The sequence below is a fragment of the Eubacterium ramulus ATCC 29099 genome, assembly GCF_000469345.1.
Lineage (GTDB): Bacteria > Bacillota > Clostridia > Lachnospirales > Lachnospiraceae > Eubacterium_I > Eubacterium_I ramulus.
Genome location: NZ_KI271183.1, coordinates 62,534 through 87,426 on the forward strand (window position 1 = coordinate 62,534; position 24,893 = coordinate 87,426).

Annotated in this window: 18 protein-coding genes and 2 riboswitches; of the genes, 3 read left to right on the top strand and 15 right to left on the bottom strand. The window is 41.9% G+C overall.

The window, feature by feature from the left end:
- Nucleotides 1-66: 66 nt before the first annotated feature.
- The 4 genes from kamA to kal form a co-directional block, all read right to left on the bottom strand.
- Nucleotides 67-1,323 carry a lysine 2,3-aminomutase gene (gene kamA / locus HMPREF0373_RS13885; protein ID WP_021740395.1) on the bottom strand — a complete coding sequence of 419 codons (1,257 nt, stop codon included), beginning with the start codon at nucleotides 1,321-1,323 and terminating at the stop codon, nucleotides 67-69.
- 68 nt (nucleotides 1,324-1,391) lie between these two features.
- Nucleotides 1,392-2,432, bottom strand: a complete 1,041-nt coding sequence (gene kdd / locus HMPREF0373_RS13890) for an L-erythro-3,5-diaminohexanoate dehydrogenase (RefSeq protein WP_021740396.1) — start codon at nucleotides 2,430-2,432, stop codon at nucleotides 1,392-1,394.
- A gap of 226 nt (nucleotides 2,433-2,658) precedes the next feature.
- Nucleotides 2,659-3,477: a 3-keto-5-aminohexanoate cleavage enzyme gene (gene kce / locus HMPREF0373_RS13895; protein ID WP_022035118.1), complete on the bottom strand. Its 819-nt coding sequence runs from the start codon at nucleotides 3,475-3,477 to the stop codon at nucleotides 2,659-2,661.
- 84 nt (nucleotides 3,478-3,561) lie between these two features.
- A riboswitch (Lysine riboswitch) is annotated at nucleotides 3,562-3,738 on the bottom strand.
- Nucleotides 3,739-3,800: 62 nt separating this feature from the next.
- Entirely contained in the window at nucleotides 3,801-4,181 is a 381-nt protein-coding gene (gene kal, locus HMPREF0373_RS13900; protein WP_044964656.1) for a 3-aminobutyryl-CoA ammonia lyase, read from the bottom strand.
- Nucleotides 4,182-4,393: 212 nt separating this feature from the next.
- Nucleotides 4,394-4,568, bottom strand: a riboswitch (Lysine riboswitch).
- 319 nt (nucleotides 4,569-4,887) lie between these two features.
- Between kal and HMPREF0373_RS13905 the strand changes: the two genes are divergently transcribed.
- Complete coding sequence (locus HMPREF0373_RS13905) at nucleotides 4,888-6,468, top strand: Na+/H+ antiporter NhaC family protein (RefSeq protein WP_021740399.1); 1,581 nt, start codon at nucleotides 4,888-4,890, stop codon at nucleotides 6,466-6,468.
- Between the two features lie 98 nt (nucleotides 6,469-6,566).
- Here HMPREF0373_RS13905 and kamC read toward each other — a convergent pair whose 3' ends face one another.
- From kamC to HMPREF0373_RS13930, 5 genes are all read right to left on the bottom strand, one after another.
- Nucleotides 6,567-8,093: a lysine 5,6-aminomutase reactivase ATPase KamC gene (kamC, locus tag HMPREF0373_RS13910; protein ID WP_021740400.1), complete on the bottom strand. Its 1,527-nt coding sequence runs from the start codon at nucleotides 8,091-8,093 to the stop codon at nucleotides 6,567-6,569.
- Nucleotides 8,090-9,130, bottom strand: coding sequence for a lysine 5,6-aminomutase reactivase subunit KamB (kamB, locus tag HMPREF0373_RS13915; protein ID WP_022035121.1), 1,041 nt, complete (start codon nucleotides 9,128-9,130; stop codon nucleotides 8,090-8,092). Before kamB ends, kamC begins: the two co-directional genes overlap by 4 nt.
- 17 nt (nucleotides 9,131-9,147) lie before the next feature.
- Nucleotides 9,148-9,672 carry a cob(I)yrinic acid a,c-diamide adenosyltransferase gene (locus tag HMPREF0373_RS13920; RefSeq protein WP_021740402.1) on the bottom strand — a complete coding sequence of 175 codons (525 nt, stop codon included), beginning with the start codon at nucleotides 9,670-9,672 and terminating at the stop codon, nucleotides 9,148-9,150.
- A 379-nt stretch (nucleotides 9,673-10,051) separates the two neighbouring features.
- A complete protein-coding gene (locus HMPREF0373_RS13925; protein ID WP_147597902.1) occupies nucleotides 10,052-10,834 on the bottom strand; it encodes a hypothetical protein in 783 nt (260 codons plus the stop codon).
- Between the two features lie 919 nt (nucleotides 10,835-11,753).
- Nucleotides 11,754-13,109 (bottom strand): WG repeat-containing protein, encoded by a 1,356-nt coding sequence (locus HMPREF0373_RS13930; RefSeq protein WP_021740406.1) that lies wholly within the window; start codon nucleotides 13,107-13,109, stop codon nucleotides 11,754-11,756.
- Nucleotides 13,110-13,247: 138 nt separating this feature from the next.
- Between HMPREF0373_RS13930 and HMPREF0373_RS13935 the strand changes: the two genes are divergently transcribed.
- Nucleotides 13,248-13,529, top strand: a complete 282-nt coding sequence (locus HMPREF0373_RS13935; protein WP_021740407.1) for a helix-turn-helix domain-containing protein — start codon at nucleotides 13,248-13,250, stop codon at nucleotides 13,527-13,529.
- A 63-nt stretch (nucleotides 13,530-13,592) separates the two neighbouring features.
- On the opposite strand, the gene HMPREF0373_RS13940 is transcribed toward HMPREF0373_RS13935, so the two are convergent.
- From HMPREF0373_RS13940 to aspS, 6 genes are all read right to left on the bottom strand, one after another.
- On the bottom strand, nucleotides 13,593-14,462 hold the full coding sequence (locus HMPREF0373_RS13940; protein WP_021740408.1) for a YitT family protein: 870 nt from the start codon (nucleotides 14,460-14,462) through the stop codon (nucleotides 13,593-13,595).
- A gap of 218 nt (nucleotides 14,463-14,680) precedes the next feature.
- Nucleotides 14,681-16,207 carry an ATP-dependent Clp protease ATP-binding subunit ClpX gene (gene clpX, locus HMPREF0373_RS13945; RefSeq protein ID WP_021740409.1) on the bottom strand — a complete coding sequence of 509 codons (1,527 nt, stop codon included), beginning with the start codon at nucleotides 16,205-16,207 and terminating at the stop codon, nucleotides 14,681-14,683.
- 233 nt (nucleotides 16,208-16,440) lie between these two features.
- Nucleotides 16,441-17,874, bottom strand: a complete 1,434-nt coding sequence (gene gatB / locus HMPREF0373_RS13950) for an Asp-tRNA(Asn)/Glu-tRNA(Gln) amidotransferase subunit GatB (protein ID WP_021740411.1) — start codon at nucleotides 17,872-17,874, stop codon at nucleotides 16,441-16,443.
- A 15-nt stretch (nucleotides 17,875-17,889) separates the two neighbouring features.
- Nucleotides 17,890-19,353, bottom strand: a complete 1,464-nt coding sequence (gatA, locus tag HMPREF0373_RS13955) for an Asp-tRNA(Asn)/Glu-tRNA(Gln) amidotransferase subunit GatA (protein ID WP_044964621.1) — start codon at nucleotides 19,351-19,353, stop codon at nucleotides 17,890-17,892.
- Nucleotides 19,354-19,370: 17 nt separating this feature from the next.
- A complete protein-coding gene (gene gatC, locus HMPREF0373_RS17880; RefSeq protein ID WP_044964624.1) occupies nucleotides 19,371-20,288 on the bottom strand; it encodes an Asp-tRNA(Asn)/Glu-tRNA(Gln) amidotransferase subunit GatC in 918 nt (305 codons plus the stop codon).
- A 61-nt stretch (nucleotides 20,289-20,349) separates the two neighbouring features.
- Nucleotides 20,350-21,681, bottom strand: coding sequence for an aspartate--tRNA(Asn) ligase (gene aspS, locus HMPREF0373_RS13965; RefSeq protein WP_021740414.1), 1,332 nt, complete (start codon nucleotides 21,679-21,681; stop codon nucleotides 20,350-20,352).
- Nucleotides 21,682-22,588: 907 nt separating this feature from the next.
- Between aspS and HMPREF0373_RS13970 the strand changes: the two genes are divergently transcribed.
- Entirely contained in the window at nucleotides 22,589-24,838 is a 2,250-nt protein-coding gene (locus HMPREF0373_RS13970) for an LTA synthase family protein (protein WP_021740418.1), read from the top strand.
- The last annotated feature ends 55 nt before the right edge of the window (nucleotides 24,839-24,893 follow it).

A 24,893-nucleotide genomic window follows, 5' to 3' on the forward strand; every position in this document is an offset into this window, starting at 1 on the left:
AAAGCAGGGAAACCCGAAGGTCTCCCGCTCTTCCATTGTTTTATGGTTTTATTATTCTATGAATGCTTAGTGATGATCACTGTGACGACGAACACGTGCCAAATCAGCCGGTTCAATTGTCATCTGCAGACCCTGCTCAAGTGCTGCTACACCAACAACGTTTGCTTTTCTCTTTCCGGTACATACATCACATGTGCAATGTGGCTCATAATGTGCCGGCTCTGTATATGTTGTAATAACACCTTCGTAGTTACGAAGAATAACTTTACCAGGTGTCTGAGAAATAACGTAGTTCGGCATAACTGGTGTTTTTCCACCACCGCCCGGTGCATCAACAACGAATGTCGGTACTGCATATCCGGATGTATGACCACGAAGTCCCTCAATGATCTCGATACCTTTGGAAACCGGAGTACGGAAGTGCTCTAATCCAAGAGAAAGATCACACTGGTAAATGTAGTAAGGACGTACACGAATCTGTACTAATTTACGAACCAGGTCTTTCATTACATGTACGCAATCATTGATGCCTGCTAATAATACAGTCTGGTTTCCTAACGGGATACCTGCGTCAGCAAGTCTTGCACATGCAGCTGCAGACTCTTCTGTAATTTCGTTTGGATGATTGAAGTGTGTGTTTAACCAGATTGGATGATATTTTTTCAGCATGTTGCACAGTTCCGGAGTGATACGCTGTGGCATAACAACCGGTGTTCTGGAGCCGATACGGATAATCTCAACATGAGGAATCGCACGTAACTGGGAGATGATATACTCAAGTCTCTCATCACTGATCAGTAATGCGTCACCACCGGATAACAGTACGTCACGTACTTCCGGATGATTACGGATATACTCTAAGCACTGCTCTACCTGATCAGTCGGTACGGAACCATCTTTCTGTCCTGCGAAACGTCTTCTTGTACAATGGCGGCAGTACATGGAGCACTGATCTGTTACAAGGAACAGAACACGGTCCGGATAACGGTGTGTCAGTCCCGGTGCCGGAGAATCTGTATCCTCATGCAGCGGATCTTCCAGATCTGCAGCGGAACGATGAAGCTCTTTCTCTGTCGGGATTGCCTGTTTACGAACCGGATCTTCCGGATCAGTCGGATCGATCAGAGATAAGTAATACGGTGTAACAGCCATACGAAGTGTGCTTAAGCATTTTGCAACGCCTTCTTCTTCTTCAGCTGTCAGTGTCATGTATTTTTTCAGGTCTTCCACAGTCTCTACTCTGTTTTTTACCTGCCAGTGCCAATCATTCCATAATTCGTCTGGAACATCTTTGAATAATCCGAATTCTCTGCTTTTTCTCATGGTTTTATATCTCCTCTTGATATTTACAATATAGTTTTTGTTTCCCCAATTTTTTTATTTTCTTTAAATTATACATATTTCTGATCGAACAAGTTGCGGATTGCTTCGTTCTCTCTTAACTCCTGAAGTGTGATCTCTGCATGGCCTTTTGTATATCCATTACCGATGATCATATCAACGTCTTTTCCAACACCCTCTGCACCAAGAGCTGCTTTTGTAAAGCTTGTAGCCATGGAGAAGAAGTATACAATACCACCGTCATGAACCGGAAGGATTGCGGACATCTCGCAGTTATTTACGTTTACACAGCAGATAGATACATCATACTCTTTGCCGTCATTTGCTGCTAAAGCTTTCTCTAATACGTCTACCGGAAGTGCTGCACTTGCCTGGAATGCTTTGTGGCAAACACCGAGTTTTAATAACTCATCTACACCATCCTGGCTGTAATCCATAGCTACAACACGGCCTGTCGGTCCAACACGTTTCATAGCTTCGTAGCAAACCAGTGTACCGGATTTTCCAGCACCACCAAGAACCAGAACGCTCTGACCCGGTTTTACTAATTTAGCTGTCTGAGCAGGTGCTCCAGCTACGTCTAATGCTGCCAGTGCAAGCGGCTCGCTGATGTCATCCGGAAGTTTTGCATATAATGCGCTCTCGAATAATACAGCCTGGCCTTTAATATCAACACGATCGATTTCCGGATGGATCTCGATGATCTCATCAATTTTCAGTGGTGTCATGGATAAAGATACTAAGGAAGCAATTTTATCGCCAACTTTGATATCCAGATCTAAGTCTTCACCGATATAAGCAACTTTACCGATGAACATTCCGCCGGATCCTGTTACCGGATTCTGCATTTTACCACGCTCGTTAACGATTCCCAGAATCATCTCTTTGATTTTCTCTATATCACCACCACATGCCTCTTCGATCTGTGTGAAGGAAGCAGAGTCGATATTTAAAGAAATAACATCACAGATAATCTCGTTAGAGTATTTTTTTGTCATGTCGTTATCAATTTTCAGAGCTGCCTGTGTCAGAACGCCCTGCGGCTCAATTACACGATGAATTCCGTATTTGTCACCTACTAATTTTCCCATTGTTTTCTCCTCCTAAAAATCATTCTTTCCTTATTATAATGTTACATGAAAAACAATTTCCCCAAACTGTTTTTCAGTTTGAATCACGTTTTGTTTATCTGTAAAAGGATCCAGTTGCTTTGCAATCGTATGTCAGGGTTTTTAACATTTTCATAACCGAATCCCTTTTACATTCCTTCTAACATGAATTCCCGGATATATACCGGTCTTTTTCATTCCTCTCAGATTATTTCAAACCTAAGATTTCTCTTGCTTCTGCCGGAGTTGCTACCGGTCTGCCAAGCTCTTTTGCAAGTCTTACTACTTTCTCAACCATCTCTCCGTTGGAAGCTGCAAGTTTGCCTTTTTCAATATAAACATTATCTTCGAAGCCGACTCTTACATGTCCGCCCATCAGAATTCCCATTGTTACCATCGGATACTCAAATCTGCCGACACCGGATACAGTCCATGTGGAACCTGCCGGAATACTGTTTGCCATAAAAAGCAGATCTCTTGGTTCTCCGGAGATACCTCCGTTTACACCCATTACAAAATCAAAATGCATTGGTGCTTTGATGTATCCTTTTTTATGAAGACGGATTGCCATGTCAACCATACCTTTGTCGAATACTTCGATTTCAGGTTTGATTCCGTACTCGTTCATTGTATTTGCAAAATCAATGATCATATTTTCAGTATTTACGAAAATCTCATCACCGCCGAAGTTACATGTTCCGCAGTCAAGTGTTGCCATCTCCGGTCTTAAAGTTGTCGGAGCCAGACGTTCTTCGTTACTCATACCAACTGCGCCCCCAGTAGATGGCTGAATGATCACATCCGGACAAACTTCCTTAATTGCATTGATGCAAGCTTCGAAACGTTCCTTGCTCTGTGTCGGGGTTCCATCATCTTCTCTTACATGAAGATGAATAATGGAAGCTCCCGCATCGTAAGCGCTTTTTGCTTCTTTTGCAATTTCCTCTACTGTATATGGAACTGCCGGGTTATGCTCTTTTGTAACCTCAGCGCCACAGATACAAGCAGTGATAATTAATTTTTCCATAGCGTTTACCTCTCCTCTTCTTTTTCCCAATACATTATATAAAACATAAAGGGCGCTATTCACCGAAATGCTTTTAACTGACTTCTGATGAATAGCGCCCCACGTTTTCACATGACAGTGCAAAAGCTGTCCGCCTTTGCCCCAAGTCCTTCTCCCATTACAGATCCGGTCTTTCGGCGATCCACCCCTTCACAGACAACCTTGGAAATAATGTTCCTTATCATTTGCTGCTACCCGGTAAACCGCGCCTCTATTTGATATTATGTAGTTTTTGATATTATGCTGAAATACTGTTTTTTTCTGATTAAAAATTCTTCTTTAAATTACTTACGCTGTTTGTCTTTCGGAACAACACATGTTCCGCTTGCGCGGCATACAACGACCGGCTCTTCCAGAATGTCACATGCGGAATCATTGATGTCAGGTCTCGGAGCGATCACTTTACGTGCCTCGAATACCATTTTTCTGGATGTGTTTCCAACAGATACGATCTCACCGACAGCCTCGATATAATCGCCTGCAAATACAGGTGCCATGAACTCTACTTCATCGTAAGCTTTGAACAGTCCCTCATCTCCATCATTTAAGATAAGAAGTTCTGTAGCTACATCTCCGAATAAACCAAGCATTCTTGCTCCGTCTACCAGGTTTCCGCCGTAGTGTGCATCATGTGCGCTCATTCTCAGTCTGATTACTGATTTCATGTTTTCCATTTTTCTTCCTCCTATAATACCTTCTGATGTGTGTTTTATGTTTCTTGCGAAACCGTCAACCATTAATAAGTACCTGCTGCAAATGCAGCTAATACATATTGTATAGCGCTCCACGCATCATGGATATTTAGAAAAAAGAGTGGTTTTAGGTAAAAAAAATACTATTAACAAATCAATTTCCGCTTTTAAATTAGGTGCTCCGATTTGCTAATAGTGCTCCATGATATCATGACAGTACAGAAACTGTACGTCTCTGTCCCAAGCAAAGACTCAATCACGAATCATTGCTTTCGGCAACTTACTCCTTCATCTACATCATTGGAAGTGATCTTCCTTGGCATCTGCGATTACCCAATAAGCTGCGCCTCTATTGTCTGCAATATGTTGTTGTTTGTTGATATATGCATGTTACCACCTGGTAACCCCTCCTGTCAACTAGTAGTTTTGCACAAAATCATACTTTTTCCTTTGTTTCTTTTGTATATTTCGCCGTTTTTTGTATGTCTACAACGAACAGTCTTCTTTCTTGCAAAGACTTTACCTGGTTAGTTATTCATATTAGACAGTATAAACCGGTGACTTTTTGGTAACCTTTCCCAGTTTTTTTTTTTACGCTTTACAAGCAGTTTTTTTTATGATACAAAGATATTAGCAATCGTAATGTCAGGCGAATATAATACGTAGGAGGTATTTTATTATGGTAGATGCGGGGTTTCTATCTATTATTCCACCGATTGTAGCAATTGTACTTGCCTTAGTTACTAAAGAGGTTATTTTCTCTCTTTTATTAGGTGTATTCTCTGGTACGATCATTTATTCAGCACTTGCAGGACTTGGTCCTTTCGGTGTTCTTTCTACCACAGTAGAAATCATGATTGACAAATTTGGAGCAAATGCGGACATGATCCTGTTCCTTTGCTTCTTAGGTATTCTCGTAATTCTTATTACGAAAGCCGGCGGAGCCAGAGCTTATGGTGAATGGGCTTCCAGTAAGCTGAAAAACAGACGAAGCGTTCTGTTCGCAACAGCATTACTTGGTATCTTCTTCGCTATTGATGATTATTTCCACTGCCTGGCAGTTGGAACAATCATGAGACCTGTAACAGACAGAACAAAAATCTCACGTGAGAAACTGGCTTACCAGATCGACGCTATCGGCGCTCCTCTCTGTGTAATCATGCCGATCTCTTCCTGGGCTGCTTCCGTTATTTCTTATTTCCCGGAAGACGGTTCTGTATCAGGTATGGAGACATTTATTCAGGCTATTCCGCTGAATCTGTATGCAATGTTATCCATCTTCATGGTTCTTTTCTTAACACTTAAGAAAAAATCTGAATTTGGTCCGATGCTCGTAGCTGATAGACTGGCTGAGCAGGGAGTATTCTCTTCTCCGGAAGGTGATGTAACAGAAGACAACTTATCTGACTTCGAAAAAGAAAACCAGAGCGGACGTGTATGTGACCTTGTTATTCCGATCGTTGTACTGGTTATCTCCAGTGTACTCTGCATGTTATATGTAGGTGGTTTGTTCTCAGGCGAAGGTCTTTCCATCATGGAAGCATTTGGTAACACATCTGCTGCTACTGCTCTTGCACTTGGTGGTTTCTGTACATTAGTATTTACATTTATTTATTACATGTGCCGTCGCGTTCTTACTTTCAAAGAATTATTCGGCAGCATTGGTCAGGGTATCTTCACAATGATCCCGGCATGTACGATCCTGACATTCGCATGGACAATCTCCAGCGTATGCCGTGATTACCTTGGAACAGGCGAATTCGTAGCAGATGCTGTTGCTAACTCCGGTATTCCGATTATGACACTTGCTCCAATCATTTTCATCATTGCAGCATTACTTTCATTTGCAACCGGTACAGCTTGGGGTACATTCGGTATCCTTATTCCGATCGTAATCTCCATCTGTTCTGTAGCAGCTCCAAGCTTTACAATTACATGTCTGTCTGCAACATTAGCTGGTTCCGTATTCGGAGATCACTGCTCACCGATTTCTGATACCACGATCCTGTCCTCTACAGGTTCTCAGTGTAACCACTTGAAACACGTTGGTACTCAGATTCCATACGCAGTTATCGTAGCTGTATGTTGTGCAATCGGTTATGTAGTTGCCGGTGTAACAAACAGCCTGGGTCAGGGCGTAAGTACTGTTATTTCCTTAGCAGTAGCTATTGTACTCCTGACTATCGTTCTTCTGGTTGCTCCGAAGGTTTGGAAATATACACCTGAGCAGAAGGAAATCATCAACGCTGCAAAGGAATAATGTTTATAAACGAACACTTCAAATTCTCTTAACAAAGCAAAAAGAAAGAACCGATGTAGAAATACATCGGTTCTTTCTTTTTCGCATATATTTTAAAATCAATCCTGTTCATCCAGTAAATTCATCACATCGCTTTGCAATCCCAGTAAGCGACAGATTCGGAACGCATCCCTCGGACAATTTCCCTCATTCTCAACACGATACAGGCCATAATTCATATGGGACGCGATTACCGCTACTCCCTTTTGCACACCTGCATTCTGAATCTCATTTTCAACCCTGGATTCATCCATATCTTTCAGTCCTACAACCTGATAATGCGCTTTTCCATACTCAGCCACATGATCAAAATGTGTAACCAGAAGTGCCACTACATGCTTATGATTCAGATATTTTGTCACTGCACGCACCAGCGCAGCTCCCTCATGCGGATTGGTACCTCTGGAAAACTCGTCCAGCACTACAAAACAGAATTCTTTTTCGACATTTTCAATCACATCCTTCATCTGGATAATCTCTGCACCAAAACTGGAGAGTCCTTTCTGTACGGACTGCAGTTCCTCGGAAATCATCTGGATATTCTCAAAAAATGGAATCTCTGCATAATCTGCATATACATAAAAACCACACATAGCAAGCACTACATTTAGCACAATGGTCTTCAGGGAAATACTCTTTCCACCCATATTTGCACCGGTGATTACCGTAGCTCCCTGTGTCAGTTCAATGGACAATGGCGTAAACTCCAATCCACGGTTCTTTAACACAGAAGCAACCCACGGATTCGTCACATTTTCCAATTTAAATGAAATGTCAGAAGCTGTATTTGCTTTTTCATTTTCTGTATTTTTATACATATTTTCAGCATCTATACCTGTCATTCCGCTGAACACCGGTTTCACTGCTTTTCCGAAATAAGTAGCGGTCAGCTTCTCCAGCAGCAAGTCCAGACGCCCTGTTACATTGGCATTATAGAGCATGGCATCCAGATACGGCTGCAGGCGCTTTGTGAGCTGTTCCCGGATGATCTGTTCTTCTTCTTCCTCTTCCAGAACAACCTGATGCCGCAGATTCTGATACTCTTTCTTTGTCTCTTCCGCCGCAATCTCCATGGATTTTTCCAGTTCCCGCTTGCGTTTCCGGATATCATCCAATTTCTCCGAATATGCTTCATAAATATAAAAACTTGGAATCCGGCGTCCGTCCGGATCCAGAATATCCAGGGCTGCTTCCAGATCCATATAGCCAAGACCCGTCATCTTTGTCTGCCCATTTACATAATTTGCTTCACTTCTGGCCTGCTCCGAATAAATCAGAAAATTCTTCATTTCAAACAGTTCAATGTCATTCAGACACATTTCCCGTGCCTTTTTTATCGTTGGCCGTACATCCTTCATCTGCATAAATATACGACGCAAATGATTGATTTCCTGCTTCAGATCCTCTTTTTTATTCATCAGCTTCTCCAGGTTGGAGAGTTCCTCCATCAGAAGATCTTTTTCTTCCACTGTATACGGTGTCATCCGACGCACCCGTTCCTGTCCGTAAGGTGACGATGGATTCAACCGGTCCAATATATATTGCAGTCCGATACTGTTTTTCTGTTCATATGTCAACTGAATCATGCTAATTCCCCCATACTTTTTCTGTACTCGTCCCTGACATTATAGACAGGCACATCAATCGCTGCAGACATTTTCTGCATAAATTCATCCTTGTCAAAATGAAATCCATAGGCCGAAAACGGATTGATCGTAACTCCCAGCAATTGCAGCGCATCTGCTACCTCAAAACGCAGCCCCTTGATCTGCAGTTTCTCATACATATCGCTGGAAAGAAGTATTTTGCTGCCATCCAGCAGCACCATCTTTTTCCCTTTCAGATCTGTATTTGACATGATAAGCGTCTTTACCATGGCATCTGTCAGTCCGCCCTGGACTACCATATATTCCGGCGGGTTTTCTGCCCCTCTCCGCCATACCTTCTCCGGTGTTATCCGCTCCTGTGGCAACACAATGTGCTCCGGATCCGTCACCGGTATATATTTCATATCATTCTGATTCCACAGTTCCTCCGGTACTTCAAACGGTGCCTGAGGCAGCTGCAGGATTTCACAGGTATATGCGGTATCCCGCACTACCGTAGCCATACTCTTGTGATAAGATGCACCGGTACACAGAATCGTACTCTGGCTGACTTTTCTGGAACAGAGACTTTTTCGTCCAAGTGCCCCGTCGATCAGAATCTTGTCCACACCATAAGGGCGGATCAACTCCGATACTTCCGCCAGCTGACTGGTCATGGATGGTCCGGCAATCTGCACAAACCCGTCTGTCCGGGCCCGGAAGATAATAATCTCTCCCATCGGCGTATAAATCCCGGTAGAACATAAAATCTCCCGCGTCGTATCACAATATTTCAATAAATCTGCTGCCGTTGCAACAATCGTTCCCTTATAAACAAAAATGCCCGGTTTCACCGTATTGGTAACCAGATCTGTGCTTTCTCCATCTCTTCCCACCGATGTAGCACCAAAAGAAACCCCGTTGCGTTTCAGCTCAGCGATCAGCTGATTCAACGTGGTTGTCTTTCCGGCATTTTTACACATTCCGATCAGGGAAACAGAATCGTAAGGTGCTACCAGTTCGTATAATGATTTCATACTTTCCTCCATAACAACTACATTTCAATCCCTTTTCTTGCCGGTACCCCTTTTTCAAATGGATGCTTCACTGCATTCATATTTGTAATATAGTCTGCCAGTTCTACCAGTTCCGGTTTCGGATTACGTCCTGTCATAACGACTTCCAGCTGCTCCGGTCGGTTTTTCAGAAAATCAACCACCATAGCCGTATCAATCAATTCTGCATTACACAGATCCAGCATCTCATCCATAACCAGCAATCTTGCATTCTGCTCCACCGCTGCCGCTTTCACCTTCTCAAACAACGCCGTATAAGCAGCCTTTGCCTCCACTTTTTCTTCCGGTGTCATCAGAAAAGAAAATCCAAAATGATGTTCTTCCACCAGTACTGTAATATTCGGAATCTTCCGTAAAATATTCATTTCACCGGTTGTACCATCCTTCAAAAACTGAGAATACACCACCGGAAATCCATTTCCTGCACAGCGGATTGTGAGACCGACTCCCGCCGTTGACTTTCCTTTGCCTGTTCCTTCATAAATGTGAACAAGTCCCTTCATGTTTCTGCTTCCTCCTTATATACCTTTCTTTCTGTGTTTTCACACAAAGACTCCTCTAAAACCTTCTCTTTTTACTACCTCAATGATAGCATGACCACACCTGTTTTACAAGGAGTATCATCTCGAAAAGAATCTGTTATCATGCAGATTTACAAGACATTTTTCAGTGATTACTTTTTGGTCTTATAAAAATTGTACAATTTTCGAATGATTTTTTATGAATGATTGTGAACACTTATGAATGAATATTTGATATTATAATAGCTGTAAAAACCCCCAATACATTATAAGTTTTTTGCTACCCCCATAGTAAAAAATACCTTCTCCTTAGAAAAGACAGCCGTTCGGATTTGGCTGTCTTTTCATTTTTCTTATTATTTTAATCTTCATTCTTTTCAGAACCGGCTATATCCGATCCTGTCCATTTTTTCAGATATTCTTGAATAAGTTCTGTTTCCTCTTTCGCATATCTTTTTGCTGATGCCTCCACTGGCTGACTTTCATATTCTTCGTAATCATCTAATCCAGCTGAAATATAACAATTGAGGTTTTCTCTCCATTCTCGCAATTCCTGAAAATAATAAGTATTGATCAGATTCATATTCCAATCCATATTTTCTATCATATAACACTCAAAAGCATGAAAGTTTTCTTCACATAAAGTATTTAAAATTTCTTCTGCCGATAATTCCATAAAAAATTGATTGTCCATTATGATATTTTTATTTTCATAGTCGTACGTTGCTACCACAGTAATAGATTCCATTTTTTCTGCATATATCGGCACTTGTGAAATTCCAAGTCTTATATCCTCAAAATTTGAAAAACGCTGCGCCACATCGATTCTTTCCTGTATACTCTTTTTTTCCCAGTTTTCCTGTGTGAATTCCAGCAGTAATTCCTTATTCTCTTCGAATACATCCACTGTTTCTACTGCATCCTGTTCAGCATTTTCTGCTGCAACATTCTCATCCCCACTGTTTTTCTCTCCATCTGTTTCTGCTGTTGGTATGTAAGTTTCCCCCTGCAATTTATAAACCGCTGCTGCTAAAAACGATGGAACCGCACACATAGCACATATACACAACACTAAAATTTGATATATCATACTTTTTTTCTTCCGATACTCCTTTTGGGATTCATATCGTTTTTTATTTTTCACGTTAATAATTAATGCCCCAAAAAACAATGCCGCAGAAACTGCTGCAAGCAGACAACTGAGCCAGAAATGTCTCTGTGCAAAATACAAAAGCAGAAACAACTCTGTAGGACAAAGATTATACAAAATCTCAAAAAGACCGCTGTTCTTGAAATATTTTCTCTCCGGTATAACCAGCCAAAGCAGAATCAATATCAGATATATTTCAAGACATCTCTTAGGCAGCAACCTGCAAGAAATTTCTTTTATGTATACCAACTTCATATCATAATAGTGCAATGCAATAAATATAACAGGAATAAAAACAGATATTTTTCCGAAGAACATAAATAAAGTTTTCTTACTTGTCTTCGTTACAATTTTATAATTACTATCACTCATCACGTTCCCACCTTTCTATTTGACCTTTGTATTATAACTCATTATTCGTTCAATTGCATTTAACCAGCAGTTTCTTCTATAATTCACCATACGAACTACTATATACTTTTTCATGCAAATGCAACTTTCCTTATCATTTCATTTATCTAAAAAAAATCTCTGCAAATTTTACATAGTATCAGAATACTATTTTAGTACAAAACTGAGCTTTTCTATGCAAATTTTATGAAGCTTTTCTTCTTGATTACTTTCTGGTCTTATAAAAATTGTATAGTTTTTCTGTGATTTTTTATGAACGATTGTGAACACTTATGCTCGTACATTTGCTATTATAATAACTGTAAAAACCCCCAATACATTATAAGTTTTTTGCTACCCCCATAGTAAAAAATACCTTCTCCTTAAAAAGACAGCCGTTCGGATTTGGCTGTCTTTTATTTTTGTTTAAAAAAATACTACTATGAAAAATGTCTGTTGTACTACACACATTTTTCATAGTAGTAAATATTAGATTATTAAATAAACCTATTTTTATACGCACCTACTCTAACACAAATAAATGCAATGTACCATAATCATCCCCAGTCAAGATCTGAAGCTTTCCATTAACAATACTTTCATTTTTTATATCTAATCCATTATAGGAATATTCATCAGTATATCCAAACGGAATAATTTCTTTTCCATTTTTATCCAGAACGCCCCACTGTCCTGACAAATCTTGAATTCTAATATATTTTCCATCTACAGAACTGGCAGAATAATCCAAATATCTATCTCCTCCAGTAATTTCTTCCCCTGTTTCATTATAAATTCGATATGTCTCACCATATTGAACAACAAAAATTTCTCCCACACAAACACATTTATCATATCCTGTAAGTGCGAATGAATTTACTAAGTTTCCATCTAAATCAAAGATATCAATTCGGTCACTTGTTCTTCCATATATTTCATCACATCCTACCCAGCCAATATCTTCATATGTTGTATCACTTCGTTCTTGTGTTTCCAAATTATATATATAACATTCATTACTTGAAGTTGAATTACTATTCTGTGCTGCAAATCCAAATTCAATACGTTCTAAGGAACAAATTTTTGAACTATTCAATATATGAGCAGTATAAGATGCTTCATTCTCCGCTTTATTTGTAATTTCATACAGACAATTTCCATTCTCGTCGACAATGTCAATTGTTTCCCAATCTCCACCAGGTTCACACGATTTATAAACTCTGTATAATCCAGCATCTTCAAGATATTCAGCCCATTTTATATCATAATTTCCATTCAAATCACAAAAAGCATTACTAACAGCATTACCATTAGAAGCAATTCTTCCATGTAAATATAAATCTCCAATCATCCTATCATAAATCACACCACTATCTAGTTGTTTAACAATATTTCCGGCAGAATCAATAACCATATCATTACCATCTTGCTTTACATAGTAATTATGTACGCCAGCAGCAATATCATCATATACAAACGGTAACACTTCTTTTCCGTCCGTATCATAAACTCCCCATTTTCCTTCCACCTTCAAAAGTACTCTGTCATTACTACCAAATTTCATTTCATCATACTCTGCTGGAATAACAATATCGCCTTTAGAATTAACAAGACCATACAATGATGTTCCATAAGTAGATACAATATAAAATCCGTTGCTTTCTGCTTCATAACTATACCCGTCTAAATTAAATCCTTCGAAATCATCTTCAACTATATCGCTTTCCCCAGAACTATTTACGGATTCCTCAAACTCACTACTAACAGACACTGATTCCTGATCATTTTTTTCTAACACAGATGTATCTTGTTTGCCACATCCGGTAAACATAGTTGCTGCCACAAAAACATTCAGTAAAATTACCAACATTTTTTTCATAATCTTATCTTCTCCTCACTACTATTTTTTTATATAATATCATAATTTTACTTTTAATGTCAATTTAATTTATCTTTTTGATAATGTAACTTTACATCATTTATTATATCATCTAAGAAACATTGAAAGGACCTTATAATGATCGCCGACAGAATCAAAGATTTACGAATACAGCACAATTTAACCCAGGCTGAACTAGCAAAGAAATTAAATATAACAAGAAGTAGCGTAAATGCCTGGGAAATGGGAATTTCTACTCCATCTACTGCTTATTTAATTGAATTAGCACAATTATTTCATGTTTCTACAGATTATTTGCTTGGTTTGTCAGCTACTTCTACCTTAGATATTTCTTCTTTAAACGAAGAAGAAATCAATATTGTTTATTCACTGATTGAATATTTTCGGTCAAAAAAATAGTTTTACCCGGAAGTTTATGAACTACCAGGTAAAACTTTTTATTTTGGTTTCATTCATTTTCTATTAACTATTCACTACATCTTCTATCGCAGTTTTCTTAATATGTTTTCCAATAATCTCAGACACATCACTGACCGTAATAAACGCAGACATATCAACTTCCTTGATCAGACGCTTCAGTTCATAGATTTCCAGACGGTTCAACACACAGTACAATACGACTTTCTTTCCACTAATCAGGCCTTCACCCTCCAGCATTGTCACAGTTCTGCCTAATTTCTGGTAAATCTGGTCTGCAATCTCTTTTCCCTCATCCGTAATGATCATGGCTGCTTTCGCCTGCTCAAGACCTGTTTCCACTTTATCAATAATCTTTGATGTAACAAAATAAGTAAGAAGGCTGTACATGGCACGATCAAATCCAAAAAGCAATGCCGCTACAATATAAATAATGACATTGAAGATCAGTACTGTCTGTCCTACCGGCAGCTTAAATTTACGATTAATCAATATCGCTACTGTTTCTGTTCCGTCCAGACAACCGCCAAAACGGATCACCAGACCTACTCCGGCACCGAGGATCACTCCGCCGAAACAAACCGCCAGCAGATACTGATCTGTCGCATTGACCCATGGAGCAAATACTTCCAGAAATATGGAAAACATTGCCATGGCGTAGCCGGATTTTACAATAAATGTGACACCAAGTTTTCGGGAACCAATCAGAAGAAACGGAATGTTCAGAACGATGGTCAGAATACTTAACGGGATATGGGTCAGATTATTTACCATGATGCCGATACCGATGACACCGCCATCTAAGATCGTGCAGGGCACCAAAAATTCTTCAATGGCAAATGCAGCGATGGCAGCTCCCACCGTCAGCATCAGAAAGTCTAAAAACAGTTGCAGTTTCGGGGGCAGTTCTTTCATTCAGATTTCTCCTTTTTTTATTCAATCATTTTGCTGGTCTCTTTTTTTCTCTACTAATCATTAATAGCAGGTAACATTCTCATTTCACTTGCTTATACTATACAAAGTAAAAACACGAAACTTATTTCATTGGTCTAAAAATGGCAGGAGAAATAAGCACCTTTGCTTTTTCTCCTGCCTTGTTTCCTCCCTACTTGCAATGGAAGCTGGAAGCTTTCTTAATTTGTTCCGGATTTATCCTCCAGTTCCGGCGTTCCACGCATCTGAATCAGCGGTCCGCCTGTTTTTTCGATATAAGCCTCTGTAATGGTAACCGCACCAATATTGTCATCCTTCGGAATCTCATACATGATATCCAGCATGAATTCCTCAATGATGGAGCGAAGTGCACGGGCTCCTACGTTTTTCTCTTTGGCACGTTTTGCAATGGCACGCAGTGCACCATCATCAAATTCAAGTTTTACTTCATCCATAGCCAGTAATTTCTGATACTGTTTGATGATCGCATTTTTCGGCTCTTTCAGAATCTGTACCAGCATATCCTCGGACAATGCATCCAGTGAAAACAGAATTGGCAGACGACCGATAAACTCCGGAATCATACCAAATTTGCGGATATCCTCTGTCGTCACCTGACGGAGCAGATTCTCTTCCTTGTCATATTTATCTTTCAGATCTGCCTGGAAACCGATGGAAGCATGCTCATTCAAACGTTCTTTGATGATGTCTTCCAGTCCCGGAAATGCACCACCGCAGATAAATAAAATATTGGATGTATCAATCGTTGTCATCGGAACCATCGCATTTTTACTGGTCGCACCGATCGGTACTTCCACTTCCGCACCTTCCAGCAGCTTCAACATACCCTGCTGTACGGACTCACCGCTGACATCACGCTGTGTCGCATTTTTCTTCTTTGCAAGTTTGTCGATCTCATCAATAAATACAATACCGCGTTCTGCTTTTTCTACATCATTATCTGCTGCAGTCAGAAGCTTGGACAGTACACTTTCAATGTCATCACCTATGTAGCCGGCTTCTGTCAGAGAGGTCGCATCAGCGATGGCAAGCGGCACATCCAGAAGTTTTGCCAGTGTCTTAACCAGATACGTCTTACCACAGCCTGTCGGGCCAACCATCAGCATGTTGGATTTCTCGATCTCTACTCCATCTGCATTTGCCTCAGTACCTGCTGCCACACGTTTGTAATGGTTGTAAACAGCCACAGACATAACCTTTTTCGCGTAATCCTGTCCGACTACATAGTCATCCAGACTTGCTTTGATCTTATGCGGTGCCGGGATCTTGCGGATATCTAAAACCGGCTCCTCTTTCTTTTTCTCTTTTGGTTTTTTCTTCTTTACTTTCTGCTGGTTGCCAAATGGCAGATCGGACATGTTTACAAACTGGATATTCGGCATCTTTCCACTTGACAGCATATCTCCGATATTGATATCTCCCAGACCCGGGATTCCAGGCATCTGCCCCATGGTATCAAAAGTCTTCTGCATGCAGTCCTGACAGATTGCCATATTCGGAGCCACATGGATCAGCTTGCCTGCCTTGCTGGCCGGACGTCTGCACATTGCACAGAACTCATCAAAATCATCTGTTTTTTCATTGTCCTCTGTGGAATCGTCCGTCACTACCTCACCGGTCTCCACCGGAGTCCCTTCCTTTGTTTCTTCTACATCGGATACATTTTTTTCATCTGTATCCACTTCTCTGTAATCGTTATCTATCATAAAAAAATCTCCATTCGTCTTTCATGTACGCTCGGAATCTTTCAAAACAAATCATTCCGATCCTACATTTTATTTTCCTCAAAAATGCCGTTGAGATTTTTCTATTTTACCATAGATTGACGACTATTTTCAACTGTACTTCCCGCATTTAATAAAAGGTTTATGCTTTTATGCAGATAGAAAATCAGTCGTGCCAGCATTGGAGCTTTCTTCCAGCTTCTTTTTAAACCACCCTAAGCAAGAAGTTCCTGGAGAATTGCATTTACCATAGCCGGATTTGCTTTTCCTTTCATAGCCTTCATCGTCTGGCCAACCAAAAATCCCATGGCTTTCTTTTTACCATTATGGTAATCTTCCACAGACTGCGGATTGTCTGCAATAACTTTTTCAATGGTCTCGCGCAGTGCGCCTTCGTCATTGACCACTTTCAATCCTTTTTCTTCCACATATTTTTCCGGATCAATGTCTGACCGAAACATCTCTTCAAAAACTTCTTTTGCCACGGAACCATTGATGGTGCCTGCATCTACCAGTTCGATCAGAGCAGCCAGATGCTCCGGTGCAAAGCAGATTTCCTCTGCTTCCATACCGTTTTCTTTTAAAAGACGCATGGTTTCGCCCATGAGCCAGTTGGAGACTTTTTTCGGCTTACTACAGATTTTCGTGGTTTCCTCGAAAAGATCTGCCATATGTTTTGTTCCGGTAATGATCTGTGCATCATACTCCGGAATATCGTACTCTCTGCGGTAACGCTCCAGCTTCTGCGGACGCAATTCCGGCTGACGACTGCGGATCTCATTGATCCACTCCTCCGAGATAACGATCGGTGCCAGATCCGGTTCCGGGAAGTAACGATAATCCTGTGCATCCTCTTTGGAACGCATTGCATGAGAAGATTCTTTGTTGTCATCCCAGCGACGGGTTTCCTGCACAACTTTTCTTCCCATCTCAAGAAGCTCGATCTGACGCTCCCGCTCTCCTTCGATGGCATGTGCGATCGCCTTGAACGAGTTCAGGTTTTTCATCTCGGTACGGGTTCCAAACTTCGGTGAACCAACCTCACGGACAGACAGGTTGACATCGGCACGCATGGAGCCTTCGTTTAGTTTACAATCGGATGCTCCCAGATACTGAATCGTCTGACGCAGTGTCTCGAGGTAAGCGATCACTTCATCGGCAGAACGCATATCCGGCTCGGATACAATCTCGATCAGCGGCACACCGGAACGGTTGTAGTCCACGATGGATACGTCCTCCCATTCATCATGTACCAGTTTACCGGCATCTTCCTCCATATGGATTTCATGGATGCGCACCTGTTTTTTGCCTGCCGGAGTCTCAATTTCCACATATCCGTTGCGGCAGATTGGCAGATACAGCTGTGAGATCTGATAGTTCTGCGGATTATCCGGGTAAAAATAGTTTTTCCGGTCAAATTTACTGTATCGGGTAATGCTGCAGTTTGTAGCCAGACCAACGGCCATGGCATATTCCACTACCTGTTTGTTCAACACCGGAAGGGAACCCGGCATACCGGTACAAACCGGGCAGGTGTGTGTATTTGGTTTTCCTCCGAACTCCGTGGAACAGGAACAGAAGATTTTTGTTTTGGTTGCAAGCTCTACATGCACTTCCAGTCCGATGACTGTTTCATAATTCTTACTCATCTCTTCTCCTCCTTCCTACGCCTGACTCAGCGGGCTGTGCTGATATGGACGTGTCTGTTCAAAACTGTATGCTGCCTGAATGATCTTTTTCTCCTGAAAACAGTCTCCGATCAGCTGCAAACCAATCGGCAATCCCTGACGGTCCGTACCGCACGGAAGGGAAATTCCGGGAAGTCCCGCAAGGTTCACGGAAATTGTATAAATATCGCCCAGATACATGCTGATCGGATCCTGCAGGCTCTCGCCAAGCTTCGGTGCTGTGGTCGGTGCTGCCGGTCCAAGGATCATGTCATATTTTGCAAATGCATCGTCAAATGCTTTTTTTATCAATGCTTTGACGCGCAATGCTTTCAGATAATAGGCATCATAATATCCGGAACTTAAAACGAAAGATCCAAGCATGATTCTTCGTTTTACCTCAGGACCAAATCCTTCGGAACGGGATTTTTTATACATATTATGAAGGCCTTCATATTCTTTCGTACGGTAGCCGTATTTTACGCCATCAAAACGTGCCAGGTTGGAACTTGCTTCCGCGCAGGCAATGACATAATAGGCCGGGATCGCATATTTTACGAGACCAAGGTCGAATTCTTCCACGATGGCACCTTTTTCTTCCAGTACCTTTGCTGCTGCAAGTACCGCTTCCTTTACTTCCGGATTTAACCCTTCTCCGAAATAATCTTTTGGGATACCGATGCGCATGCCTTTGACATCGTCTACCAGGGCAGACGTAAAATCGGTGTCTTCTCTTTTTACGGATGTCGAATCCTTTTTGTCGTAGGAAGTAATTGCTTCCAGGATCGTTGCGCAGTCTGTCACATCTTTTGCCACCGGTCCGATCTGATCCAGCGAAGAACCGTATGCGATCAATCCGTAACGGGAAACGGTTCCGTACGTCGGTTTGATACCGGTTACTCCACAGAAAGAACTCGGCTGACGGATGGATCCGCCGGTATCAGAACCAAGGGCAAAGGAACACTCCTCTGCTGCCACAGCTGCGCAGGAACCGCCGGAAGATCCTCCCGGAACGTGCGCGGTATTCCATGGATTTTTTGTCTCGCCGTAAGCAGAAGTCTCTGTCGTACTTCCCATGGCAAATTCATCCATATTTGTTTTTCCAATAATGACTGCTCCGGCTTCTTCCAGTTTTTTCACTGCTTCTGCCGTATAAGTCGGTATAAAGTTATATAAAATCTTTGAAGAACAGGTCGTCAGCAGTCCTTCGGTACACATATTGTCCTTGATGGCCACCGGAACACCTGCCAGAGGTCCTGTCAACTCTCCGGCATCAATTTGTGCCTGTACTTCTTTTGCGCGGGCCAGCGCACCTTCCTCATCGACTGTCACAAAACTATGCACCTGCTCTTCTTTTGCGCGTACCGCATCCAAAGCTTCCCGAACGGCTGCTTCCACGGTCACTTCTTTTGCTTTTATCTTTTTTCCCAGCTCTACCGCTGTCAAACTCATCAAACTCATTTCCATGTCCTCCGTTCTTATTCGCCAATTGTCTTCGGTACTTTGAATCCGCCATCTTTCTGCTCCGGAGCATTCTTCAATGTATCTGCACTGCCATCTCCGTTTGTCACAACATCCTCTCGGAATACATTTTCAATCGGGAATACATGGGACATCGGCTCAATGCCCGTGGTATCAAGCTCGTTTAAGAGATCGATGTAATCCAGCATATCTTCCATATCTTTTTTCGCTGCTTCTGCTTCTTCCGGACTCAGTTCCAGTTTTGCCAGAATTCCGACATATTCCATGGTGTCATCGGAAATGACATTTTTCATAGTTCCGTCCTCTGCCATTACTTTTGTGACGGATGCGCCGCTGGTCTGATCCTCTTCTTCCGGCTCTTCGTCCAGTGCCACATGACTGATTTTTGCATAAATAGCAGAATCCACAATACCCTGATTGTCCTTTAGGGACTGGCGCAGGGTTCCTTCATAATCCATACCGGCTTTTTTCATCACTTCACCGGAATTTGGATTTGCCACATCATGCTGTGACCAGACACGTCCGGCTCCGACTTCTGCCATCAGGAAACGGATGACTGCCTCCACAGCCTCTGTGGTGTAACCCTGATGCCACCAGGATTTTCCGATGCAGTAACCAAGTTCTGCACTCTGGACATCTTCATTCAGTGATACCACGCTGATACTTCCGATTGGCTGCTCGATGTCATTTAACTCGATGGCCCACTGATAAAACTCATTTTTGCTGTAACCTGCTTCCCACTGCTGCAGAATCTCTGCGGTCTCTTCCACACTTTTGTGCGGCTGCCAGGTCAGGTATCTGGTCACTTCCGGGTCGCTCGCCCAGTTGTAATACATATTTTCTGCATCTTCTATGGTAAAACGCCGTAATGTCAGGCGTTCTGTTGCGATTGTCTGTGTTCCTGTATGTCTCACGTTTTTCTCCTCCTACATCTGAATCGCACTTTGTAACGGTTCCGGGTTCTGCCATAATCTGTTACGGCTCTAATCTGCTCAGATCTCGCGGGAACAAGGTCGCTTCCCGGACGTTATCTTCTCCGATCAGCTGCATGGTCAGACGTTCCATTCCGATACCAAGTCCACCATGTGGCGGCATGCCGTATTTGAATGCGGACAGGTAATGCTCCATGCCTTCGGTCTCCATGCCCCGCTGTGCGATTTTTTCCATTAATTTATCATACTGATGGATACGCTGTCCACCGGTTGTGATCTCCAGACCTTTGTAAAGCAGGTCAAAGCTTAAGGTGTAAGTCGGATCTGCCGGATCATCCATCGCATAAAACGGACGTTTCTTGGATGGATAATGTGTGACAAACACAAAATCACTGCCGAATTCTTCTTTTGCATACTGACCGATCAAATGCTCCTCCTCCGGCTCCAAATCGTATGGATTGCGAAACTGTCTGTCGTATTTTTCAGCCACGCGCTGTTTTGCTTCATCAAAACGGATGGCCGGGATCCGGCTCACATCCGGAAGTGTGATCTGCAGGATTTCTAATTCTTTCGTATATTCTTTTTTCAACAGTTCCATCGTATACTGCAAAAATCCGGTTTCCATAGCCATGATATCTTCGAATCCGTCAATATAACCCATTTCGAAATCAAGGCTGTTATATTCGTTTAAATGGCGTTTTGTGTTATGTTTTTCCGCACGAAAAACCGGTGCTGTCTCAAAGACTCTGTCAAATACACCCACCATCATCTGTTTGTAAAACTGCGGACTCTGCTGTAAGATCGCGGGTCTGTGGAAATACTCCAGTTTAAACAGGTTGGCACCGCCCTCAGCACTTTTTGCACCAAGTTTTGGTGTATGGATCTCTGTAAATCCCTGGCTGTAAAGGAAATCGCGAAAGCCTCTCACAATGCCTTCCTGAATCCGGAAGGTTGCCCGCTCCCTGATGTTTCTTAACGCTACTGCACGGTGGTTTAATCTAGCTTCCAGGGAAGTATTCATCTTCCACTTTGCGATTGGAAGCGGCAGACTCTCTGCAGGCTCGGAAAGAATCTTGACCTCTTTCATGCGGATCTCGAATCCTCCCGGCGCACGCTCCTCCTTATTTAATACACCGCTTACCTCAATGGCTGCACCTTCCTTGAGTTCCTTCAGATCAATAGCGGTCACACCTTCTTCATACACGCACTGCAGGAGACCTTCTCTTTTTCGCAGGACCACAAAGGCTACCTCACCCATGTCACGCACTGTATGAACGGCTCCATTCACGCTGATCATCTGACCATACAGGTCAGAGGCAAGGATTTCACTGATTTCCATCGTCTCTTTTGGTATTACACCGGTCATCATTTTCATTGTTTCGTACACTCCTTTTGCATAAAATGTTGTAAGGTGCGGGACGGAATTATTCTTATTTTTGCTATTTTTGTCTTTTTCAGAGCCATCTCGATTACGCTACGCTCCATCTCGATGTGGCTTCTCGCCAAAGAAATTCTTAAAAATATATTCATTCATGCAAGCATGATTCGTATATTTTTTCGAATTGCCTTGGCTCTGAAAAAGACAAAAAAACGTCCTAAGGATACTTCTTTGTATCCCAGGACGAAATAATGTTCTTTTATTATTCCGCGGTACCACCCGCATTGAGAAAAACAATACTACAAAACACTCATGATCTGTGTCTTTCCCCACTCAGGCACGTAACGTGTGCGAACCGTACAGACCTACTGAAATCTATTTCCGATTTCCCATTCAATCTGTCTGCTCCAGAGTGTTCCCTTCCTCTCCTCCGCCAAACAGCGCTCTCAGTCGGTGACGCCGTATTCCTGTCAGTTTCTGAAGATAAGAGTCTCCTTCTACGCATTTACTCATGATTTTGTATCTTAGCACAACGTTTTTCGCTTTGCAAGTCTTAATTGACCGACATATTAAGAAATTATTTCCTTTTTCTTTCAAAAATTTCCTTATTATATGATTTATGATATGAATTATGATTTTTGATACAGTTTCCTACGCATTCTGCAAGTCCCTCATTCAGGCATGATTGCTTTTTTAAACGTATGTAATGTGTGAACTGTAACGCTGTAATATTCACAAAAGGAAACGGCAATATGAATTTTTTTTGTTCATATCGTGTATTTTATACTTTTTTAATTGACTTTTTGTAAATTTAGGTCTAATATCTGTACGGTTATGTAAAATTCTTTTAACTTAATAGTAAAGTTTGCACTTTCAACACCACGTTTTGAGAGAAGGAGTTTATATGAAATCATTTAGAAAAAATGGGAAAGAAAAACCGATCATCATCGGTGATAATAACAAAAGAAAACGACATGGTTTTTTCCGTTTTCTGAAAAACTTTAAATTTCCGGATCTGTCTGACAATCCAAAAGTACAGTTTATGAATAAATTTTCACTGCTGTTCCACGGACTGCTGGCCTGCATCCTGGTCTTTACAATTGAATGTGTATCCAGACATTCCTTTACATCAGCAGTAAGTTTCTGTATCAGCTCACCGCTGACATTCCTTTATAATGCACTGCTGATTTTTGCAACGTTGCTCATCGTATATCTGTTCAAGCATCGTGCACTGGTCCGCATTGTGATATCCATATTCTGGATGCTGCTTGGTGTTATCAACGGATGCGTACTTGCCTCCCGTGTTACACCGTTTAACTTTGCAGACCTGAAGCTGATCGGAGACCTGCTCTCCATGAAAAACAGCAAATATCTGTCTGCCGGACAGGAGATCGCAGTGGTCATTCTGCTGATCGCACTTGCAACTTTCCTGATTCTTTTTGCATTCAAGGGACCGAAATTCAAAGGAAGAGTTCATCTGTTCCGCAACCTTGGTTTACTGGTACTGTGCGTAGCAAGTATTCCTTTTATCACAAAGGCAGCGATCCACTCCGATATCCTTTCCGGATACTTCGGAAATCTGGCACAGGGATATAAGGATTACGGTTTTGTATACAGTTTTTCTGCCAGTGTGGTAGATACCGGCATGAGCAAACCTGCCAATTATACGGAAGAAACCATTGACACGATCAATGACAATGTAACGACAGAGCCGACAACGGTTGATTCTTCTGATATGCCGAATATCATTTTCATGCAGCTTGAGACATTTATCGATCCGTATGAATTAAACTTTTTGAGCTACTCCGAAGATCCGATCCCGAACTTCCATAAATTAATGGAGAATTATACATCCGGATACCTTACTGTTCCGGTTGTCGGAGCCGGAACCGCAAATACGGAATTTGAAGTTCTGACCGGTATGGGCATCCGTTTCTTCGGTCTGGGTGAGTACCCATACAAAACCGTTTTAAAAAATACTACCTGTGAAAGTGCAGCTGATGACCTTGGTAATATCGGTTATGCCACTCATGCCCTGCACAACAACGGTGGTAACTTCTACGGACGTGCAAAAGTATTCTCCCAGATGGGATTTGATACATTTACCAGCAAAGAGCTGATGAATATCACAGAATATAATGAAATTGCTTCCTGGCCGACAGACAACATTCTGATTGACGAGACAACCAAGACACTGGATTCTACTCCGGATCAATCTGATTTTCTCTACACCATTACGGTACAGAGTCACGGAAGCTACCCGGATTACAAAGTATTTGATAACCCTGAAATTCAGGTAACCGGAGGAGATACCGAAGCTGAGCATTATCAGTGGGAGTACTACATCAACGAACTTCACGAAGTTGACAAATTCATCGGAAACCTGATCGATACCTTATCCAAACGTAACGAGAAAACAATCGTTGTCATGTACGGCGATCACCTTCCGACCCTTGGACTGGAAGAATCCGATATGAATACCGGAAACCTGTATGACACTACATACGTTACATGGAATAACTTTGGTCTTGAGAAACAGGATAAAGATGTGGCTGCTTACCAGCTGATGTCTTACATCACAGATCAGCTTGGTATTCACGAAGGAACGATGTTCCGTTATCACCAGTCTGAAATGAACGCAGGCGTATCTACTGACGATGCCTCTTACATCACAAACTGGGAATTACTGCAGTACGATCTGCTTTACGGAAACCGCTATTCCTACCATGGGGTAGACAAATATCCGGCTTCCAACCTTGTAATGGGTGTTCAGGATGTTGTAATTGACCATACATCCATGAGCGCGGATAAGACAAAGCTGACCATCTTCGGTGAGAATTTCACTCCTTGGAGTAAGGTTTATGTCGATGGCGAGAAAGTTTCCACAGAATATATTTCCGGAAACTGCCTTGAGATTTCTATGGCAAACCTGTCTGATGGTTCTGAGCTGGTGGTAAATCAGGTTGGCTCAAGCAATACGATCTTCCGCAGTTCCAACACGGTTACCTTCCATGCACCGGCTGATTTTGATGAGCATGAAGCAGATAACGTAGAAGTTCCGGATACATCCGGAGATGACATGGGTGTGCCGGTAGTAATTCCGCCTGAGGAACAGACCACGGATGATGCGGCAGCTACGACTACCGCACAGTAATAACTTGTCTGGTGGCTTAACATTCAGAAAGTAAAGCGGACATTCGCAATCCGCT

Excerpts from the sequence above, each read along its gene's own strand:
- HMPREF0373_RS13920 (WP_021740402.1), bottom strand. The coding sequence starts at position 9,672 with ATGAAGGGACTTGTTCACATTTATGAAGGAACAGGCAAAGGAAAGTCA.
- HMPREF0373_RS13970 (WP_021740418.1), top strand. The coding sequence starts at position 22,589 with ATGAAATCATTTAGAAAAAATGGGAAAGAAAAACCGATCATCATCGGT.
- clpX (WP_021740409.1), bottom strand. The coding sequence starts at position 16,207 with ATGATAGATAACGATTACAGAGAAGTGGATACAGATGAAAAAAATGTA.
- kal (WP_044964656.1), bottom strand. The coding sequence starts at position 4,181 with ATGAAATCAGTAATCAGACTGAGAATGAGCGCACATGATGCACACTAC.
- kamA (WP_021740395.1), bottom strand. The coding sequence starts at position 1,323 with ATGAGAAAAAGCAGAGAATTCGGATTATTCAAAGATGTTCCAGACGAA.
- kce (WP_022035118.1), bottom strand. The coding sequence starts at position 3,477 with ATGGAAAAATTAATTATCACTGCTTGTATCTGTGGCGCTGAGGTTACA.
- kdd (WP_021740396.1), bottom strand. The coding sequence starts at position 2,432 with ATGGGAAAATTAGTAGGTGACAAATACGGAATTCATCGTGTAATTGAG.
- kamC (WP_021740400.1), bottom strand. The coding sequence starts at position 8,093 with ATGATTCAGTTGACATATGAACAGAAAAACAGTATCGGACTGCAATAT.
- HMPREF0373_RS13935 (WP_021740407.1), top strand. The coding sequence starts at position 13,248 with ATGATCGCCGACAGAATCAAAGATTTACGAATACAGCACAATTTAACC.
- kamB (WP_022035121.1), bottom strand. The coding sequence starts at position 9,130 with ATGAAATCATTATACGAACTGGTAGCACCTTACGATTCTGTTTCCCTG.
- HMPREF0373_RS13940 (WP_021740408.1), bottom strand. The coding sequence starts at position 14,462 with ATGAAAGAACTGCCCCCGAAACTGCAACTGTTTTTAGACTTTCTGATG.
- gatB (WP_021740411.1), bottom strand. The coding sequence starts at position 17,874 with ATGAGTAAGAATTATGAAACAGTCATCGGACTGGAAGTGCATGTAGAG.
- HMPREF0373_RS13905 (WP_021740399.1), top strand. The coding sequence starts at position 4,888 with ATGGTAGATGCGGGGTTTCTATCTATTATTCCACCGATTGTAGCAATT.
- gatA (WP_044964621.1), bottom strand. The coding sequence starts at position 19,353 with ATGAGTTTGATGAGTTTGACAGCGGTAGAGCTGGGAAAAAAGATAAAA.
- aspS (WP_021740414.1), bottom strand. The coding sequence starts at position 21,681 with ATGAAAATGATGACCGGTGTAATACCAAAAGAGACGATGGAAATCAGT.
- HMPREF0373_RS13930 (WP_021740406.1), bottom strand. The coding sequence starts at position 13,109 with ATGAAAAAAATGTTGGTAATTTTACTGAATGTTTTTGTGGCAGCAACT.